General features: G+C 57.8%; 13 protein-coding genes. 3 read left to right on the top strand and 10 right to left on the bottom strand.

What is annotated here, in order from left to right:
• Window position 1: 1 nt before the first annotated feature.
• From rsmA to lptD, 4 genes are read right to left on the bottom strand one after another with little or no spacing between them, the layout of a single operon-like run.
• Window positions 2-823 carry a 16S rRNA (adenine(1518)-N(6)/adenine(1519)-N(6))-dimethyltransferase RsmA gene (gene rsmA, locus MOQ06_RS14285; RefSeq protein ID WP_148420050.1) on the bottom strand — a complete coding sequence of 274 codons (822 nt, stop codon included), beginning with the start codon at window positions 821-823 and terminating at the stop codon, window positions 2-4.
• A complete protein-coding gene (gene pdxA / locus MOQ06_RS14280; protein ID WP_176611137.1) occupies window positions 820-1,809 on the bottom strand; it encodes a 4-hydroxythreonine-4-phosphate dehydrogenase PdxA in 990 nt (329 codons plus the stop codon). The genes rsmA and pdxA overlap by 4 nt, the downstream gene beginning before the upstream one ends.
• On the bottom strand, window positions 1,806-3,092 hold the full coding sequence (gene surA, locus MOQ06_RS14275; RefSeq protein ID WP_148420052.1) for a peptidylprolyl isomerase SurA: 1,287 nt from the start codon (window positions 3,090-3,092) through the stop codon (window positions 1,806-1,808). The genes pdxA and surA overlap by 4 nt, the downstream gene beginning before the upstream one ends.
• A gap of 53 nt (window positions 3,093-3,145) precedes the next feature.
• A complete protein-coding gene (gene lptD, locus MOQ06_RS14270; protein WP_242173647.1) occupies window positions 3,146-5,512 on the bottom strand; it encodes an LPS assembly protein LptD in 2,367 nt (788 codons plus the stop codon).
• Window positions 5,513-5,751: 239 nt separating this feature from the next.
• On the opposite strand from lptD, the gene djlA reads away from it, so the two are divergent.
• On the top strand, window positions 5,752-6,567 hold the full coding sequence (djlA, locus tag MOQ06_RS14265; protein WP_176608728.1) for a co-chaperone DjlA: 816 nt from the start codon (window positions 5,752-5,754) through the stop codon (window positions 6,565-6,567).
• A gap of 31 nt (window positions 6,568-6,598) precedes the next feature.
• Here the strand turns inward: djlA and rluA are convergent, their stop codons facing one another.
• The 6 genes from rluA to araB all read right to left on the bottom strand — a co-directional run bounded on the left by rluA (window position 6,599) and on the right by araB (window position 16,701).
• Window positions 6,599-7,258 carry a bifunctional tRNA pseudouridine(32) synthase/23S rRNA pseudouridine(746) synthase RluA gene (gene rluA / locus MOQ06_RS14260; protein WP_242173645.1) on the bottom strand — a complete coding sequence of 220 codons (660 nt, stop codon included), beginning with the start codon at window positions 7,256-7,258 and terminating at the stop codon, window positions 6,599-6,601.
• Between the two features lie 12 nt (window positions 7,259-7,270).
• Entirely contained in the window at window positions 7,271-10,177 is a 2,907-nt protein-coding gene (gene rapA, locus MOQ06_RS14255; protein WP_176608726.1) for an RNA polymerase-associated protein RapA, read from the bottom strand.
• 127 nt (window positions 10,178-10,304) lie between these two features.
• On the bottom strand, window positions 10,305-12,662 hold the full coding sequence (polB, locus tag MOQ06_RS14250) for a DNA polymerase II (protein ID WP_242173642.1): 2,358 nt from the start codon (window positions 12,660-12,662) through the stop codon (window positions 10,305-10,307).
• Between the two features lie 73 nt (window positions 12,663-12,735).
• Window positions 12,736-13,431: an L-ribulose-5-phosphate 4-epimerase gene (gene araD / locus MOQ06_RS14245; RefSeq protein WP_242173640.1), complete on the bottom strand. Its 696-nt coding sequence runs from the start codon at window positions 13,429-13,431 to the stop codon at window positions 12,736-12,738.
• Window positions 13,432-13,478: 47 nt separating this feature from the next.
• Complete coding sequence (araA, locus tag MOQ06_RS14240) at window positions 13,479-14,981, bottom strand: L-arabinose isomerase (protein WP_242174434.1); 1,503 nt, start codon at window positions 14,979-14,981, stop codon at window positions 13,479-13,481.
• A 10-nt stretch (window positions 14,982-14,991) separates the two neighbouring features.
• On the bottom strand, window positions 14,992-16,701 hold the full coding sequence (gene araB, locus MOQ06_RS14235; RefSeq protein ID WP_242173638.1) for a ribulokinase: 1,710 nt from the start codon (window positions 16,699-16,701) through the stop codon (window positions 14,992-14,994).
• Between the two features lie 337 nt (window positions 16,702-17,038).
• Here araB and araC point away from each other — a divergent pair, with 337 nt between their 5' ends.
• The gene (gene araC / locus MOQ06_RS14230) at window positions 17,039-17,884 is read left to right on the top strand and encodes an arabinose operon transcriptional regulator AraC (RefSeq protein ID WP_176608722.1); all 846 of its coding nucleotides are present in this window, start codon (window positions 17,039-17,041) and stop codon (window positions 17,882-17,884) included.
• A gap of 128 nt (window positions 17,885-18,012) precedes the next feature.
• Window positions 18,013-18,780: a DedA family protein gene (locus tag MOQ06_RS14225; RefSeq protein WP_242173635.1), complete on the top strand. Its 768-nt coding sequence runs from the start codon at window positions 18,013-18,015 to the stop codon at window positions 18,778-18,780.
• The last annotated feature ends 30 nt before the right edge of the window (window positions 18,781-18,810 follow it).

Raw genomic sequence — 18,810 nt, 5'->3', positions numbered from 1 at the left:
CTTAGCTCTCCTTCGGCGGCGCATTGTCGCTGATGTAATTAGCCAGCTTGCAGTACTGCTCTACGGAAATGTTCTCCGCTCGCATTGCCGGGTCGATGCCCAACTCAGCTAACACTTCAACGGTAAACAGATTGCCAAGGCTGTTACGAATCGTTTTCCGGCGCTGGTTAAAGGCTTCCGTGGTGATGCGGCTCAGCACGCGCAGGTCTTTCACCGGGTACGGCATCGTTTTATGCGGCACCAGGCGCACAACCGCAGAATCCACTTTTGGTGGTGGCGTAAACGCGGAAGGCGGTACTTCTAATACCGGGATCACGTTGCAGTAATACTGCGCCATCACGCTTAAACGACCATACGCTTTACTGTTCGGGCCTGCAACCAGACGGTTAACGACCTCTTTTTGCAACATGAAGTGCATGTCGGCAATGGCATCAGTATAGCTAAACAGATGGAACATCAGCGGGGTGGAGATATTGTACGGCAGGTTACCGAACACGCGCAGCGGCTGGCCCATTTTTTCTGACAGTTCGCCAAAGTTCATGGTCATCGCATCTTGCTGATAGATCGTCAGCTTTGGCCCCAGGAATGGGTGCGTTTGCAGACGCGCGGCCAGATCGCGGTCGAGTTCGATAACGGTCAGTTCGTCCAGACGTTCGCCTACCGGCTCGGTCAGCGCGGCAAGACCCGGGCCGATTTCGACCATGGCCTGGCCTTTCTGCGGATTAATGGCAGAGACGATACTGTCGATCACAAACTGATCGTTTAAAAAGTTTTGCCCGAAGCGTTTACGGGCTAAGTGGCCCTGATGGACTCGATTAGTCATTGAGTATTAACAATCATTTTGATGGCGAGATTAAGCGCCGTAATAAAACTGCCGACATCCGCTTTTCCCCGGCCTGCCAGATCCAGCGCAGTACCGTGGTCAACGGACGTTCGAATAAAGGGTAAACCGAGGGTGATGTTCACACCGCGGCCAAAGCCCTGGTATTTTAGCACGGGCAGGCCCTGATCGTGGTACATCGCGAGCACGGCGTCGGCATTATCCAGGTATTTGGGCTGGAAAAGGGTGTCGGCAGGCAGTGGCCCGCTGAGGTTCATTCCCTTCGCCCGCATTTCCTCGAGCACCGGAATGATGGTGTCGATCTCTTCGGTTCCCATATGTCCGCCTTCGCCCGCGTGCGGATTCAGGCCGCAGACGAGGACATGGGGCTGCGGGATGCCGAATTTGGTTTGCAAATCGTGATGCAAAATCCCAATAATTTCGCGCAGAAGTTCAGGCGTAATGGCGTCCGGAATCGCTTTGATGGGCAGGTGAGTCGTCACCAGGGCTACGCGCATTTCTTCGGTTGCCAGCATCATCACCACTTTCGGGCTGTGCGAGCGCTCTTCGAAAAATTCGGTATGCCCGGTAAACGGAATGCCCGCGTCGTTGATAACCCCTTTGTGCACCGGTCCGGTGATCAGAGCGGCAAATTCACCGTTCAGACAGCCGTCACAGGCGCGCGCCAGCGTCTCGACAACGTAGTGGCCGTTTCCAGGGTTTAACTCACCGGGAACAGCCGGGGCGCGAAGCGGAACCGAAAGCAGGGTGAGGGTACCCGCCTGCTGCGGTGCAGGCTGTTGGCCTTCGACGTAGGGGATAAGCGTTAAGGGCAGACCGAGCAACGTTGCCCGGTCCTGTAACAGTGCTGCATCGGCGCAGACAACCAGCTCTACCGGCCAGCTGCGCTGGGCAAGCTGGACGACAAGGTCAGGCCCAATCCCGGCGGGTTCGCCGGGGGTGATCGCCACACGATGCGGTTTCATCAGTTGCTCAGCACTTTCACATAAGCGCTGGCGCGCTGTTCCTGCATCCAGGTTGCCGCTTCTTCAGAGAACTTACGGTTAAACAGCATGCGATAAGCGCGGTCTTTCTGCGCCGCATCGGTTTTATCCACGTTGCGGGTATCCATCAATTCAATCAGATGCCAGCCGAAGGAGGAGTGCACAGGGGCGCTCATCTGGCCTTTATTCAGCTTCATCAACGCGTCGCGGAAAGCCGGATCGTAAATATCGGCAGCCGCCCAACCGAGATCGCCGCCCTGGTTAGCTGAGCCAGGATCCTGGGAGAACTCTTTTGCCGCCTTGTCAAAGCTGGTTTTGCCGCTCCTGATGTCAGCTGCAATCTGCTCCAGCTTCGCACGGGCCTGATCGTCAGTCATGATCGGCGACGGCTTAAGCAGGATATGACGCGCGTGAACTTCGGTAACGGAAATGCTCTGGCTCTGGCCGCGCAGGTCGTTCACCTTCAGGATGTGGAAGCCAACACCGGAGCGGATTGGACCGACGATGTCGCCTTTCTTCGCCGTGCTCAGCGCCTGAGCAAACAGGGATGGCAGCTCCTGAATGCGGCCCCAGCCCATCTGGCCACCTTTCAGCGCCTGCTGGTCAGCAGAATACGTGATTGCCAGCTTACCGAAGTCATCACCGTTGCGCGCCTGCTCCACGATAGCGCGTGCCTGGCTTTCCGCCTCAGCAGCCTGATCGGAGGTTGGGTTTTCCGGCAGCGGGATCAGGATGTGGCTCAGGTTCAGCTCGGTGCTGGCGTCGTTCTGATTACCCACCTGTTTTGCCAGCGCATCCACTTCCTGAGGCAGGATGGTGACGCGGCGGCGAACTTCGTTGTTACGCACTTCGGAAATCAGCATCTCTTTGCGGATCTGATTACGGTAGGTGGCGTAGCTGATGCCGTCGTAGGCCAGGCGGCTACGCATCTGATCCAGGGTAATGTTGTTCTGCTTAGCAATGTTTGCGATCGCCTGATCGAGCTGCTCGTCAGAGATCTTCACGCCCATTTTCTGGCCCATCTGCAGGACAATCTGATCCATGATCAGACGTTCCAGGATCTGGTGGCGCAGCGTAGCGTCATCCGGAAGTTGCTGACCTGCTTCACCCGAGTTGAGCTTTACAGATTTCATCAAACCGTCAACGTCACTTTCAAGCACGACGCCGTTGTTAACCACGGCCGCGACTTTATCGACAACCTGTGGGGCCGCGAAGCTGGTATTCGCAACCATAGCGACACCGAGTAGCAGCGTTTTCCAGTTCTTCATACTTTTTCCATTTCAATTAACCGCAAAGCGGATTACGTTGTAAATCAAGCACATTACAAGGAACTGCGATATGGCAGAATGTTCGAGCGCAGCATCTGCTGCGTGCCCAGACCGTAGTTAGAACTCAGGCCGCGCAGCTCGATGTTAAAGCCAATCACGTTATCGTATTTGCCCTGACTGTTTTGTGTATCCCAGCCGTTAAGTTTGCGTTCGTAACCGACACGTACTGCGTAACAGCAGGAGTTATATTGCAGACCTAACATCTGGTCAGCAGGTTTTTGGGCATTCGTGTCATAGTAGTAGGCTCCGACGATTGACCAACGATCGGCAATCGGCCAGCTCGCGGCGGTACCTACCTGTGAAATACCTTCCTTATACTGAGGCGCATTCCAGGTTGTATCTCTACTGTTTTTAGGTAATGTCGCCTGGATATACTCTGGGCTGGCGTAACGATACGTCAACTGAATCATACGATCTTCATCACGACGGTACTCGATAGCGGCACTGCTCGTCGCAATATTGTCCAGTCGCGTATCGTACTGAACCCCACCACGCAGACCCCAGCGATCCGTCATGCGCCAGTAGGTATCGCCCGCCCAAACCAGTGAGCCCGTTTTGTTGTCTTTCTCCCAGTTTATGTCGTCATCGCCGGTACGAGACTCGGTGAAATAGTAGATTTGACCAACAGAAACGTTAAAACGTTCAACGGCAGCATCATCATAAACGCGGGTTGTGACGCCGGTCGTCAACTGGTTAGCAGACGCAATACGGTCAAGCCCGCCGTAGGTACGGTCGCGGAACAGGCCGCTGTAGTCAGACTGGAGGAAGGACGAGTCGTAGTTTTGAATTTTGCTCTGATCGCGATAAGGCACGTACAGGTACTGCATGCGCGGCTCAAGCGTCTGGGTGTATCCGTCCGCGAGAAGGCCCATATCACGTTCGAAGATCAGCTTACCGTCCATCTTGAATTGCGGAAGCGTACGGTTTACCGATTCTTCAAGATTGGTCTTATTTTGTTTGTTATACCAGTCCAGATTTTTCTGCTGGTAATGGGTTGCCATCAGCTTGGCTTCGGTATTCAGGCTCGCCCAGTCGTTTGACCATGGCAGGTTGATCGTCGGCTCAATATGCAGACGCGTTGATTCCGGCATATCCGAGTTGGTGTTGACGAAATGCACCGCCTGAGCGTAAACGCGCGTGTCGAAAGGCCCGACGTCGTTCTGGTACCAGTTCACGTCCAGCTGCGGCTCGGCACCATAGGTGCTGTTTGTTTGCGTATCAAACACCTGGAACTGCTTGGTCGACACCGTCGCGTCAAAGTTCTCAATGGCGTAGCCCACGCTGAATTTCTGCGTGGCGTATCCATCGGTACTGGAACCGTATTTAGAGTCAAAGTCGTTGAAGTAATACGGATCGCTGACTTTGGTGTAGTCAATGTTGAAGCGCCACACCTGATTCAGCACCCCGGCGTGCTGCCAGTAATACATCCAGCGGTGTTTATCGCCTTCGGTTGGGTGCTCGTCCTGGAACACTTTATCTGACGGCAGATAATCGAACTCCATCAGACCCGCGCCCGCTTTGGTCAGATAGCGGAACTCGTTCTCCCACATGATATTGCCGCGCTTGTGGATATAGTGCGGCGTGATCGTGGCGTCCATGTTGGGCGCGATGTTCCAGTAGTACGGCAGGTAAAACTCAAAGTAGTTCGACGTGCTGTACTTCGCGTTCGGGATCAGGAAGCCTGAACGACGTTTGTCACCCACGGGAAGCTGCAGGTAAGGGCTATAGAAAATGGGGACCGGGCCGAGTTTAAAACGGGCGTTCCAGATCTCAGCGACCTGTTCCTCACGGTCGTGGATCACTTCGCTCCCCACCACGCTCCAGGTATTTGACCCAGGCAAACAGGAAGTGAACGAGCCGTTCTCAAGAATAGTGTAGCGGTTTTCACCACGCTGCTTCATCAGGTCTGCGGTACCGCGCCCCTGACGACCCACCATCTGGTAATCACCTTCCCAGACGTTGGTATCTTTTGTATTCAGATTTGACCAGGCTTTCGGACCTTTCAGGATGACCTGATTGTCGTCATAGTGCACATTACCCAGCGCATCTACCGTACGAACGGGCGCCTGAGCACCTTCGGGTTGCTTCTGGTGCAGTTGCACTTCGTCAGCCTGCAGTCGGCTGTTTCCCTGGTTAATATCGACATTGCCCGTAAAGGTCGCATTGTCTGGATAATTACCTTTCGCGCTGTCGGCATTAATGGTGACGGGTAAGTCATTCGTATCGCCTTTCACCAGTGGGCGATTGTAACTTGGAACGCCAAGCATACACTGCGAGGCGAGATCGGCTGCGAGCCCCTGTTGGCTATACAGGGCGGTGCCAATCATAGTGGCCAGAAGGGTGGGGATACGTTTTTTCATACGTTGTATTTTATTGTTCCGTCATCAGTGGCTACGGCTTACAAACGCTCAGAGACTATCTTACTCATCAGCGCAGTACCAGCGTTAATCCTGCCCGTTTGCGCGCCAGAGTGTTAGGCTCGCTATCGAATGACGAGTATGATAATGCAAATTATAGGCGATGTCCCTCAATTGACCGTGGCGCGACCACTGTAATGATGGCGTTGCGTCGGCCAGGAACATGACCATTCGGGGAGTATATGCAGTATTGGGGTAAAATAATCGGCGTTGCGTTCGCAATTATTATGGGTGCCGGATTCTGGGGCGTCGTTCTTGGCCTCATTATCGGCCATATGTTTGATAAAGCACGCAGCCGCAAAATGGCCTGGTTTGCCAATCAGCGCGAGCGCCAGTCACTCTTTTTCTCCACCACCTTTGAGGTGATGGGGCACTTAACCAAATCGAAAGGACGCGTAACGGAGGCCGATATTCAGGTTGCCAGCGTCTTTATGGATCGCATGAACCTGCACGGCGAATCACGCGTGGCCGCGCAAAATGCGTTCAGGATTGGGAAATCGGATAACTATCCGCTGCGTGAAAAAATGCGCCAGTTCCGTAGCATCTGTTTCGGGCGTTTTGATTTAATTCGGATGTTTCTGGAAATTCAAATCCAGGCAGCCTTTGCGGACGGCTCTCTGCATCCGAATGAACGGGACGTCCTGTACGTCATTGCCGAAGAGCTGGGCATATCCCGCATGCAGTTCGACCAGTTCCTGCGCATGATGCAGGGCGGCGCGCACTTTGGCGGTGGATATCAGCAGCACTCCTCCGGCGGCGGCTGGCAGCAGGCGCAGCGTGGTCCCACGCTGGAAGATGCCTGTAACGTGCTCGGCGTGAAGCCGTCTGACGATGTCACGACCATCAAACGCGCCTATCGTAAACTGATGAGCGAGCACCATCCGGACAAGCTGGTGGCGAAAGGCTTACCGCCAGAGATGATGGAGATGGCGAAACAGAAAGCGCAGGAAATCCAGAAAGCCTACGAGCTGATTAAAGAGCAGAAAGGTTTTAAATAAAAAAATGGCCCGACAGCGTCGGGCCATTTTTTCAGAAGTCTACCGGGGCTTTAAACGTCATCGCGTTGCCAAACGCGGGGTGGGTGATGGTGAGCGTCTGCGCATGCAGCTGCAGGCGCGGCGCGAGTGCCAGCGCTTCCGCCGGCGCATAGAATCTGTCGCCCAGAATAGGGTGACCCATCGCCAGCATATGCACGCGCAGCTGGTGGGAGCGCCCGGTAATCGGCTTCAGGAGAACGCGCGCGGTGTTATCCGGCGCGTACTCCAGCACTTCATACTCGGTTTGTGCGGCCTTGCCGGTTTCATAACACACCTTCTGCTTAGGCCGGTTCGGCCAGTCGCAAATCAGCGGTAAATCCACCAGCCCTTCCGCCTGCGCCGGATGGCCCCACACGCGGGCGACGTACTGCTTTTTCGGTTCACGCTCGCGGAACTGGCGTTTCAGCTCGCGTTCCGCCGGCTTATTCAGAGCCACCACAATCACGCCGCTGGTCGCCATATCCAGGCGATGGACGGACTCGGCCTGCGGATAATCACGCTGGATACGCGTCATCACGCTGTCTTTATGCTCATCCAGGCGCCCGGGCACGGACAACAGGCCGCTCGGCTTGTTGACCACCATAATGTGCTCATCCTGATAGAGAATGACCAGCCAGGGATCCGTCGGGGGATTGTAGGGCTCCATTACCATCTTGCGCTCCGCTTACTGATGCGTCACAACGATAAGACGCAGGGCGTCGAGACGCCATCCCGCCTGATTCAGGCTTTCCAGCACCTGCTGGCGGTTGCTCTCAATCGCGGCCAGTTCATCGTCACGAATGTTCGGGTTCACCGCCTTCAGCGCTTCCAGACGCGACAGCTCGGCTGAGAGCTTCTCATCGGCTTCGCCGCGCGCCGCGTCGATCAGCGCTCTGGCCGCTTTCTCGGCCTGGGCTTCGCCCAGTTGCAGAATGGCATGCACGTCCTGCTGCACCGCATTCACCAGCTTGCTGCCGGTGTGACGGTTTACCGCACTCAGCTGACGGTTAAAGCTTTCAAACTCCACCTGACCGGCCAGATTCGTACCGTTTTTATCCAGCAGCAGACGCACCGGCGTTGGCGGCAGGAAGCGGTTAAGCTGAAGCTGTTTCGGCGCCTGAGCTTCCACAACGTAGATCAGCTCCACCAGCAGGGTCCCCACCGGCAGCGCTTTGTTCTTCAGCAGGGAGATGGTGCTGCTGCCGGTATCGCCGGAGAGGATCAGATCCAGACCGTTGCGGATCAGCGGGTGCTCCCAGGTGATGAACTGTGCGTCTTCGCGGGACAGCGCCACATCACGCTCAAAGGTGATGGTGCAGCCGTCTTCCGGCAGGCCCGGGAAATCCGGAACCAGCATGTGATCGGACGGGGTCAACACAATCAGGTTCTCGCCGCGATCGTCCTGGTTAATGCCGACGATGTCGAACAGGTTCATGGAGAAGCTAATCAGGCTGGTATCGTCATCCTGCTCTTCAATGCTTTCAGCAAGCTGCTGCGCTTTTTCGCCGCCGTTGGAGTGGATCTCCAGCAGACGGTCGCGGCCCTGTTCCAGCTGGGCTTTTAGCGCGTCGTGCTTCTCGCGGCAGGATTTGATCAGCTCATCAAAACCGTCGGTGTTTTCCGGAGCGGCGAGATAAGCGATCAGATCCGTATGTACCCGATCGTAAATGGTGCGGCCCGTCGGGCAGGTATGCTCAAACGCATCCAGACCTTCGTGGTACCAGCGAACCAGAACGGACTGGGCGGTTTTTTCCAGATACGGAACGTGGATCTGAATATCGTGCGCCTGGCCGATACGATCCAGACGCCCGATACGCTGCTCCAGCAGATCCGGGTTAAACGGCAGATCGAACATCACCAGATTGCTGGCGAACTGGAAGTTACGGCCTTCTGAGCCGATTTCGGAACACAGCAGAACCTGTGCGCCGCTGTCTTCTTCGCCAAACCATGCCGCAGCGCGGTCGCGTTCGACAATGGACATGCCTTCGTGGAACACGGCTGCGCGAATACCTTCACGCTCGCGCAGAACCTGTTCCAGCTGCAGCGCGGTGGCGGCTTTGGCGCAGATCACCAGCACCTTCTGGGAACGATGCGCGGTCAGGTAGCCCATCAGCCACTCCACGCGCGGATCGAAGTTCCACCAGGTGCCGGTGTCGCCTTCAAATTCCTGATAAATTTGCTCCGGGTAAAGCATGTCGCGAGCACGCTCTTCCTGAGTTTTACGCGCACCCATGATGCCGGAGACTTTAATCGCCGTCTGATACTGGGTCGGCAGCGGCAGCTTGATGGTGTGGAGTTCGCGTTTCGGGAACCCTTTTACGCCGTTGCGGGTATTTCTGAACAGCACGCGGCTGGTGCCGTGGCGATCCATCAGCATGTCAATCAGCTCTTTACGCGCGGAACCCGCGTCATCGCTGTCGCTGTTTGCAGCCTGAAGCAGCGGCTCGATGTCCTGCTCGCCGATCAGGTCGCTCAGGGTATTGAGCTCTTCGTCAGAGAGACGATTGCCCGCCAGCAGTAGCGCGACGGCGTCCGCAACCGGACGGTAGTTTTGCTGCTCCTCAACGAACTGCTCAAAATCATGGAAACGGTTCGGATCGAGCAGGCGCAGACGGGCGAAGTGGCTCTCCAGCCCCAGCTGCTCCGGCGTGGCGGTCAGCAGCAGGACGCCGGGCACGCGTTCGGCAAGCTGCTCAATCGCCATGTATTCACGGCTCGGCGCGTCCTCGCTCCAGACGAGATGGTGCGCTTCATCGACCACCATCAGATCCCATTCGGCGTCGCACAGGTGCTCCAGGCGCTGCTTGCTGCGGCGCACAAAGTCCAGCGAGCAGATGACCAGCTGTTCGGTTTCAAACGGGTTGTCCGCGTCGTGCTGGGCTTCGGCATAGCGCTCATCGTCGAACAGGGAGAAGCGCAGGTTGAAGCGGCGCAGCATTTCAACCAGCCACTGATGCTGCAGCGTTTCTGGAACCACAATCAGCACGCGCTCGGCGGCGCCAGAGAGCAGCTGCTGGTGCAGGATCATGCCTGCTTCGATGGTTTTACCCAGGCCCACCTCGTCAGCCAGCAGCACGCGAGGCGCATGGCGACGGCCCACGTCATGGGCGATGTTCAGCTGGTGGGGGATCAGGCTGGTACGCTGACCGCGCAGTCCGCTCCACGGCATGCGGTACTGTTCGCTCTGGAACTTACGCGCGCGGTAGCGCAGGGAGAAGCGGTCCATACGGTCGATTTGCCCGGCAAACAGGCGATCCTGCGGCTTGCTGAAGACCAGCTTGCTGTCGAGCAGCACTTCACGCAGGACGACATTGGCTTCATCCGTATCAAGACGAGTACCAATGTAGGCGAGCAGTCCATTCTCTTCTTTTACGTCTTCAACCTTCAGTTGCCAGCCGTCGTGGCTGGTCACGGTGTCACCCGGATTGAACATCACGCGGGTAACAGGGGAGTCATTGCGAGCGTACAGGCGGTTTTCACCGGTAGCAGGGAAAAGGAGGGTAACCATGCGCGCATCAACGGCAACGACGGTTCCTAATCCAAGTTCGCTTTCTGTATCGCTGATCCAGCGTTGACCAAGTGTAAAAGGCATAGTTGTTCGGCTCTAATCTCTAATTGCAGGCAATAGTTCGACCCCGTCAAAAAAGACGGTCATCGAAAAATGGGTCCGGGAATGGAAAGGGCGCTATGGTACTGGATGGCAACGGTTTCGTCACGCGTCAAAATAGCCCCAGTTGTCCTGTCACTAGTGTAGCAAAGTCATCGTCGATGAACGGTAATATTCCCTCCGCAACCGGCTGAAGCTGGCGCGTCAGGTAGTGATCGTAATCGAGCGGAGACTGCTGGTAATCAACCGGTTCCGGACCGTTAATTGTCCAGACGTATTTGATGGTCCCCCGGTTCTGATACTGCGGCGCGCGGCCCCGACGAACGTTCTCTTCGTCCGCCAGCCGCGCGGCGCGCACGTGGGGCGGCACGTTACGCTGGTATTCCGCCAGCGGGCGGCGCAGGCGCTTGCGGTAGACCAGCCGATCGTCCAGCTCCCCCGCCATCAGGCTGGCGATGGTCTCGCGCACGTAATCCTGGTAAGGCTCGTTGCGGAATACCCGCAGGTAGAGCGACTGCTGGAACTGCTGCGCCAGCGGCGTCCAGTCGGTGCGCACCGTCTCCAGCCCCTTAAAGACCATCCGCTGCGTTTCGCCCTCCTGAATGAGCCCGGCGTAGCGCTTCTTGCTGCCCTGGTCGGTGCCGCGAATGGTAGGCATTAAAAAACGGGCGAAATGGGTTTCAAACTCCAGCTCTAACGCGCTGGTTAACCGCTCTTTTTGCAAATTTTCACGCCACCAGCCGTTCACGAAGGCGACCAGCTCGCGGCCGATTCGCGCGGCGTCGTCTTCCGAATGGGCGGCTTTCAGCCAGACAAAGGTGGAGTCGGTATCGCCGTAAATGACGTCATAGCCCCGGGACTCAATCAGCGCTTTGGTCTGACGCATGATGTCGTGCCCGCGCATGGTGATGGATGACGCCAGGCGAGGATCAAAGAAGCGGCAGGCGCTGGTTCCCAGCACGCCGTAAAAGGCGTTCATAATGATCTTCAGCGCCTGCGAGAGCGGCTTGTTGCCGTGGCGTTTTGCCTCGTCGCGGCCGTGCCAGATGTTGCCCACGATCTCTGGCAGGCAGTGTTTCTCGCGCGAAAAACGGGCGCCAAGAAAACCTTCGGTGCTGTGGGCGTCGTCTGGCTGCGCCATCCCCTCTACCAGCCCCACCGGGTCGATCAGGAACGTGCGGATAATGGACGGGTACAGGCTTTTATAGTCCAGCACCAGAACCGAGTCATACAGCCCGGGCCGTGAATCCATCACGTAACCGCCGGGGCTGGCCTGCGGCGGCACGTCGCCGAGGTTAGGGGCGACGTAGCCCGCACGGTGCATTCGTGGAAAATAGAGGTGGCTGAAGGCCGCTACCGAGCCGCCGTGCCTGTCGACCGCCAGACCGTTCACCGTCGCGCGCTCCAGCAGGAACGGCATGATCTCGGTTTTGTGGAAAATCTGCGTTACCAGCTCGCAGTCCTTCAGGTTGTAGGTGGCGAGCGCCGGCTTATCCTCGTTAAAGCGCCGCTCGATCTCGTCCATCCGGTCCCAGGGGTTATCGATGGATTTACCTTCATCGAGCAGCTCCTGCGCCACCGCTTCCAGCGAGAAGGAGGAGAAGTTCCAGAAGGCGGATTTCAGCGCCTCGATGCCGTCAATTATCAGGCGGCCACTGGCCTGCGCGAAGAAAACGCCGTTTTTGAAACCGTGCTCACGCCACTCCAGCTCCGTGTTCCCGCGCCCTAACGTCAGGGGAATGCGGTACCGCTCGGCATGCTTTTGCAGCACGCGCAGGTCAAACTGCACCACGTTCCAGCCGATCAGCACGTCCGGGTCGTGCTCGGCAAACCACAGGTTAAGCTTCTCCAGGAGCTGTGATCGGCTGGTAACGTATTCCAGATGAAAATCCAGCGCAGACGCGTCGCCGTTTGGCGGGCCGAGCATATAGACAACCCGCTGCCCGCAGCCCTCCAGGCCGATACAGTACAGTTCACCGTGGCGGGTGGTTTCGATATCCAGCGAGACCCACTTCAGCGGCGGGCGATAGTGCGGGTTAGGTTTAAGGCGCGCGTTCACGAGACCACCGTTCTGCTCAGCGCCGTCCACCCAGACGGGGGCGGTAATAAACCGCTCCATCAGAAAACGTTCCGGCGGGCGGATGTCGGCTTCATAGAGCGTCACGCCCGCTTCGCGGAGCAGTTTTTCATAGCGCATCAGCTGGCGATGGGCGCGACAGTAGAGGCCATAAACCGGCTGGCGGTGGAAGTCTTTCAGCTCAAGGGGAGTAAGGCGCCAGCCGTTTTCACCGTGCAGGAGCTGCTTTACTTTCTCGGCGTGGTGTTCAGGGATAAACGCCACGGACTCCTGGGGCGGCAGGGTAACGTGCAGCGGGCCGTTATCCGTGGCCAGCCAGAACGCGACCTCGGTACCCTGAGGGGTGTCCCGCCAGTGTCGGGTCAGTAAAAAGCCTTCTTGCGCCTGTGCCACGCCGTTATCCCATAAAACAAACCAGGCCTGATTATAGCCTGGTTAACGTTTTTATGCTGGGTTTATATACAGTTTATTGCCCGTAATAGGCCTTCGCGCCGTGCTTGCGCAGGTAGTGTTTATCTAGCAGGGTCTGCTGCATATCCGGCAGCTGCGGCGCCAGCTGGCGACAGAAGATCCCCATATAGGCGACCTCTTCCAGCACTATCGCGTTATGTACCGCATCTTCCGCGTTTTTGCCCCAGGCAAACGGGCCGTGGGAGTGCACCAGCACGCCGGGCATTTGCGCCGCGTCGATACCCTGTTTTTCGAAGGTTTCGACAATCACGTTGCCGGTTTCCCATTCATACTCGCCGCCGATCTCCGCGTCGGTCATCAGCCGCGTGCACGGAATGGTGCCGTAAAAGTAGTCCGCGTGGGTGGTGCCGGTGGCCGGAATGGACTGGCCGGCCTGCGCCCAGATGGTTGCGTGACGCGAATGGGTATGCACGATGCCGCCGATGGTCGGGAATGACTGGTACAGCAGGCGATGCGTGGGCGTATCGGAGGAGGGCTTTTTGTTGCCTTCAACCACTTCGCCCGTTTCGATGCTGACCACCACCATATCTTCCTCGGTCATCACCGTGTAATCCACGCCCGAAGGCTTGATCACGAACACGCCTTTTTCGCGATCGACGGCGCTGACGTTCCCCCAGGTAAGCGTCACCAGGTTATGTTTTGGCAGCGCCAGGTTGGCTTCGAGAACCTGACGTTTAAGATCTTCTAGCATTGCTGTCTCCAGGCCCGGCAAGCGCTGCGCCGCCGGGCTCTCCGTACTTAACGTTTTGAACCGTAATAGACTTCGTTCCAGCGCAGCGCGTCCTTAAAGGCAGGCAGGCGGGTATCGTTATCGATAACGGTCAGCTCGATATCGTGCAGCTCGGCGAACTGACGCATGTCGTTAAGATCCAGCGCGTGGCTGAAGACGGTGTGGTGCGCGCCGCCCGCCACGATCCACGCTTCTGACGCGGTCGGCAGGTCAGGCTGTGCTTTCCACAGGGCGTTCGCGACCGGCAGTTTTGGCAGGGAGTGCGGGGTTTCAACCGCATCGACGCAGTTCACCAGCAGGCGGAAACGATCGCCGAGGTCGATCAGGCTGGCGTTGATGGCCGGGCCGGTACGGGTATTGAAGATCAGACGAGCCGGGTCCGCCTTGCCGCCGATGCCGAGGTGCTGTACGTCGAGGATCGGCTTCTCTTCAACCGCGATGGAGGGGCACACTTCCAGCATGTGCGAGCCGAGCACCAGATCGTTACCGTTCTCGAAGTGGTAGGTATAGTCCTCCATAAAGGAGGTGCCGCCCTGCAGACCGGTCGACATCACCTTCATGATGCGAAGCAGAGCGGCAGTTTTCCAGTCGCCTTCGCCCGCAAAGCCGTAGCCCTGCTGCATCAGGCGTTGTACCGCCAGGCCCGGTAGCTGCTTCAGGCCGTGGAGATCTTCAAAGGTTGTGGTAAAGGCGTGGAAGCCGCCCTGTTCCAGGAAGCGCTTCATGCCCAGCTCAATACGCGCCGCGTCCAGCACGTTCTGGCGCTTGTCGCCGTTAATTTGTGCCGCAGGCGTCAGGCGGTAGCTGCTTTCGTATTCGTCTACCAGCGCGTTCACGTCGCCATCGCTGATGTCATTCACCACCTGCACCAGGTCGCCCACCGCCCAGGTATTCACGGAGAAGCCGAACTTGATCTGCGCGGCCACTTTGTCGCCGTCGGTTACGGCAACTTCACGCATGTTGTCGCCGAAACGCACCACTTTAAGGTGACGGGTATCCTGCTTAGAGACCGCCTGACGCATCCAGGCGCCGATACGCTGCTGCGCCTGACCGTCCTGCCAGTGGCCGGTCACGACGGCATGCTGCTGACGCATACGCGCGCCGATGAAGCCGAACTCGCGGCCGCCGTGCGCGGTCTGGTTCAGGTTCATAAAGTCCATGTCGATGCTGTCCCACGGCAGGGAGGCATTGAACTGGGTGTGGAACTGCAGCAGCGGCTTGTTGAGGATGGCCAGGCCGTTGATCCACATTTTGGCCGGTGAGAAGGTGTGAAGCCACACCACCAGACCGGCGCATTTGTCGTCGTAGTTGGCGTCACGGCAGATGTTGGTGATTTCATCCGGGGTGGTCCCCAGCGGCTTTAACACCAGTTTGCACGGCAGTTTGGCTTCGGCGTTCATGGCGTTAACCACGTGCTCCGCGTGTTTCGTCACCTGCTGTAACGCTTCCGGTCCGTACAGATGCTGGCTGCCAATCACAAACCACACTTCATAATTATTAAAAATGGTCATCATCGTGTCCTTAATGGGTCAGGGTTGCCGTAGTGTCCGCGGTGCGTTTGGCCGGGGCGGCGACAGGGAGATAGTGAAGTTCGGCGCTTTTTGCCCATTGCTGGTAGCGCTGATAAAGCTGTTCGAAGCGTTGTGCCTGTCCGGCACGCGGCTGGAGCGTGGTTTCGACGGCGCTCGCCATATGCCGTTGCGCGGTCGGAATATCGGCATGCACGCCTGCGGCTACGGCCGCGAAAATCGCTGCGCCCAGCGCACAGCACTGATCGGAGGCCACAATCTGCAGCGGACGGTTGAGCACGTCGCAGCAGGCCTGCATGATCACCGGGTTTTTACGGGCGATACCGCCCAGAGCCATCACGTTGTTTACGTCGATGCCCTGTTCGGTGAAGCACTCCATGATGGCGCGCGCGCCGAATGCGGTGGCTGCAATCAGGCCACCAAACAGCGCCGGCGCGTCGGTCGCCAGGTTGAGGTCGGTAATCACCCCTTTCAGACGCTGGTTCGCAAACGGCGTGCGGCGACCGTTAAACCAGTCCAGCACCACCGGCAGGTGGTCGAGAGACGGATTTTTTGCCCAGGCCTCCGTGAGCTGCGGCAGAAGCTGTTTTTTGCTCTCGTCAATCTGGGTTTTCAGCTCAGGATGCGCCGCCGCCAGGCGATCCAGCGGCCAGCCGAGCACGCGGCCAAACCAGGCGTAGATGTCGCCGAAAGCGGACTGACCGGCTTCGAGGCCGATGAAGTCCGGCACCACGCTGCCGTCAACCTGGCCGCAGATACCCTTCACCGCGCGGTCGCCAACGGTGGTTTTATCCGCCGTCAGAATGTCGCATGTAGAGGTGCCGATCACTTTCACCAGCGTATTGGGCTGCGCACCCGCGCCCACGGCGCCCATGTGGCAGTCAAACGCGCCGCCGGAGATCGCCACGTTTTGCGGCAGGCCGAGGCGCTTTGCCCACTCTTCGCAGAGCGTGCCGACCAGAATATCGGCGGTGAAGGTGTCGGTAAACAGCGGATATGTCAGGTTCTTGTTGATAATCGGGTCGAGCTCGTCGAAGAACGCGGCTGGAGGCAGGCCGCCCCAGCTTTCATGCCACAGGGATTTATGCCCGGCGCTACAGCGGCCGCGGCGGATATCCTGCGGGCGGGTGGTGCCGGAGAGCAGGGCAGGCACCCAGTCGCACAGCTCAATCCATGATGCCGCCGCCTGCGCAACCGAAGCGTCCGCGCGGGTAACGTGAAGGATCTTGGCCCAGAACCATTCGCTGGAGTAAATCCCACCGATGTAGCGGGAGTAGTCGGTGTGGCCTGGCTGATGGCACAGGCGGGTGATGGCTTCCGCCTCTTCCACGGCGGTATGGTCTTTCCACAGCACGAACATGGCGTTCGGGTTGTCGGCAAACTCCGGGCGCAGCGCCAGCACGCGGCCTTCGGCATCAACCGGGGCCGGCGTTGAACCGGTGCTGTCGACGCCAATCCCCACCACGTCGGCCCGCTGGGCATCCGTCAGTTCAGCCAGCACGGCTTTCATCGCCGCTTCCATAGATTCAATGTAATCACGCGGGTGGTGGCGGAACTGGTTATTCGGCGCATCGCAGTAGCGCCCCTCTTGCCAGCGCGGGTACCACTCAACGCTGGTTGCTATCTCCTGGCCAGTCGTACAGTCCACTGCCAGCGCGCGAACCGAGTCGCTGCCAAAATCGAGGCCAATTGCAATTGCCATGGTGTTGCTCCATCCAGAAAACAGGTATGGAAGAACATTAGAGACTGGGGACAAAAATCGTCAGGCAGGATCCGCTAATCTTATGGATAAAATTGCTGTAGCAACGGAAAGTGTGACGCCGTGCAAATATTCAATGTGGACATTTCTGCCGTACTTATAGACACTTTTGTTACTGCTTATCTGTCCCTGTCGGCAGATAAATCAAGGGAAAAGGCTGAAACATGGCGGAGGTAAAAGAAGCGTGATGCTTTTTGGATCTTTTCGCGGCCCCTTTTTATACTGCTTTTAACGATATGGACAATTGGTTTCCTTCAGGACCCTTGGGAGAACTGAATCTATGGCCGAACCGCAAAACGATCCCTTACTGCCGGGCTACTCATTTAACGCCCATCTGGTGGCGGGGCTGACGCCAATTGAGGCCGAGGGTTATCTCGATTTTTACGTCGATCGACCGCTCGGCATGAAAGGGTATATTTTGAACCTTACCGTACGCGGGGAGGGGGTGATCAAAAACGGCGATCGGCAATTCGTCTGCCGTCCCGGCGATATGCTGCTGTTCCCGCCTGGGGAGATCCACCACTACGGCCGACACCCGGACGCCAAAGAGTGGTATCACCAGTGGGTCTATTTCCGTCCGCGCGCCTACTGGCAGGAGTGGCTGTCGTGGCCGGCCATTTTCGCCCATACCGGCTTTTATCGTCCGGATGAAGCGCATCTGGCACAGTTCCGTGAACTTTTCGCGCAGATTATAGAGGCGGGGCAGGCGGGCGGGCGCTATGCCGAACTGCTGGCCATTAACCTGCTGGAGCAGGTGCTGCTGCGGCGCATGGAGGCCATCAACGAGTCGCTTAACCCGCCGCTGGACAACCGCGTGCGTGACGCCTGTCAGTACATCAGCGACCACCTGGCCGACAGCCAGTTTGATATCGCCAGCGTCGCCCAGCACGTCTGCCTGTCGCCGTCACGCCTGTCGCATCTGTTTCGCCAGCAGCTTGGCGTCAGCGTGCTGAGCTGGCGTGAGGATCAGCGCATCAGCCAGGCGAAACTGCTGCTCAGCACAACCCGAATGCCGATTGCTACCGTTGGGCGCAACGTGGGCTTTGAAGATCAGCTCTATTTTTCCCGCGTGTTTAAAAAATGCACCGGCGCCAGCCCCAGTGAATTTCGCGCTGGATGTGAATAATCGGTAAAAAAAGCTAAACATACAGGTGAACTCAGAAAGCACCCTGTAAACTATTCAGACAATTGTTGCCTTGACGCGGTGCAGGGCGCTAAGCAGAATCGCTGATTCGTTTTCTGACCGGAATAGTTATGCAGGCATTGCTGGAACATTTTATTACCCAGTCCGTTATGTATTCGCTCATCGCGGTAACTCTGGTGGCGTTTCTCGAATCGCTGGCGCTGGTCGGGCTGATCCTGCCCGGCACCGTACTGATGGCGGGGCTTGGAGCGCTGATTGGCAGCGGTGAGGTCAATTTCTGGCAGGCGTGGCTGGCCGGTACGATCGGCTGTTTTCTGGGGGACTGGATCTCCTTCTGGCTGGGCTGGCGCTTTAAGAAGCCGCTCCACCGCTGGTCGTTTTTGAAAAAACACAAAGCGCTGCTGGATAAGACCGAGCACGCCCTGCACCAGCACAGCATGTTTACTATCCTCGTGGGGCGTTTTGTCGGGCCAACGCGTCCGCTGGTGCCGATGGTTGCCGGCATGCTGGATCTGCCCGTCGCGAAATTCGTGGTGCCGAACATCATCGGCTGCGTCTTCTGGCCGCCGTTCTACTTCCTGCCGGGGATCCTCGCGGGCGCGGCCATTGATATTCCTGACGGTATGCAAAGCGGTGAGTTTAAGTGGCTGCTGCTGGCAACGGCGGTGCTGCTCTGGCTGGCGGCCTGGCTCTGCTGGCGGCTGTGGCGCAGCGCAAAAGCCAGCGTCGATCGCCTGACGCGCTATCTCCCGCGCGCTCGCCTGATGTGGCTGGCCCCGCTGACGCTGGGCGTTGTGGTGGTGGCGCTGGTAGCATTGATTCGCCATCCGCTGATGCCGGTGTACGGCGAGATCCTGTTGAAGGTGGTGAGCCGTTAGCGTGTTTTCCCTCTCCCACGGGGAGAGGGT

The organism is Enterobacter sp. I4, from assembly GCF_022669095.1.
Lineage (GTDB): Bacteria > Pseudomonadota > Gammaproteobacteria > Enterobacterales > Enterobacteriaceae > Enterobacter > Enterobacter pasteurii.
The sequence above is the reverse complement of the archived record's forward strand: the minus strand, read 5'-3'. Positions and strand labels throughout refer to the sequence as shown.

What these genes read in the sequence shown, in the direction of transcription:
- araC (WP_176608722.1), top strand. Translation starts at nt 17,039, where the DNA reads ATGGCCGAACCGCAAAACGATCCCTTACTGCCGGGCTACTCATTTAAC.
- araD (WP_242173640.1), bottom strand. Translation starts at nt 13,431, where the DNA reads ATGCTAGAAGATCTTAAACGTCAGGTTCTCGAAGCCAACCTGGCGCTG.
- djlA (WP_176608728.1), top strand. Translation starts at nt 5,752, where the DNA reads ATGCAGTATTGGGGTAAAATAATCGGCGTTGCGTTCGCAATTATTATG.
- araB (WP_242173638.1), bottom strand. Translation starts at nt 16,701, where the DNA reads ATGGCAATTGCAATTGGCCTCGATTTTGGCAGCGACTCGGTTCGCGCG.
- lptD (WP_242173647.1), bottom strand. Translation starts at nt 5,512, where the DNA reads ATGAAAAAACGTATCCCCACCCTTCTGGCCACTATGATTGGCACCGCC.
- surA (WP_148420052.1), bottom strand. Translation starts at nt 3,092, where the DNA reads ATGAAGAACTGGAAAACGCTGCTACTCGGTGTCGCTATGGTTGCGAAT.
- araA (WP_242174434.1), bottom strand. Translation starts at nt 14,981, where the DNA reads ATGACCATTTTTAATAATTATGAAGTGTGGTTTGTGATTGGCAGCCAG.
- rsmA (WP_148420050.1), bottom strand. Translation starts at nt 823, where the DNA reads ATGACTAATCGAGTCCATCAGGGCCACTTAGCCCGTAAACGCTTCGGG.
- rluA (WP_242173645.1), bottom strand. Translation starts at nt 7,258, where the DNA reads ATGGTAATGGAGCCCTACAATCCCCCGACGGATCCCTGGCTGGTCATT.
- rapA (WP_176608726.1), bottom strand. Translation starts at nt 10,177, where the DNA reads ATGCCTTTTACACTTGGTCAACGCTGGATCAGCGATACAGAAAGCGAA.
- MOQ06_RS14225 (WP_242173635.1), top strand. Translation starts at nt 18,013, where the DNA reads ATGCAGGCATTGCTGGAACATTTTATTACCCAGTCCGTTATGTATTCG.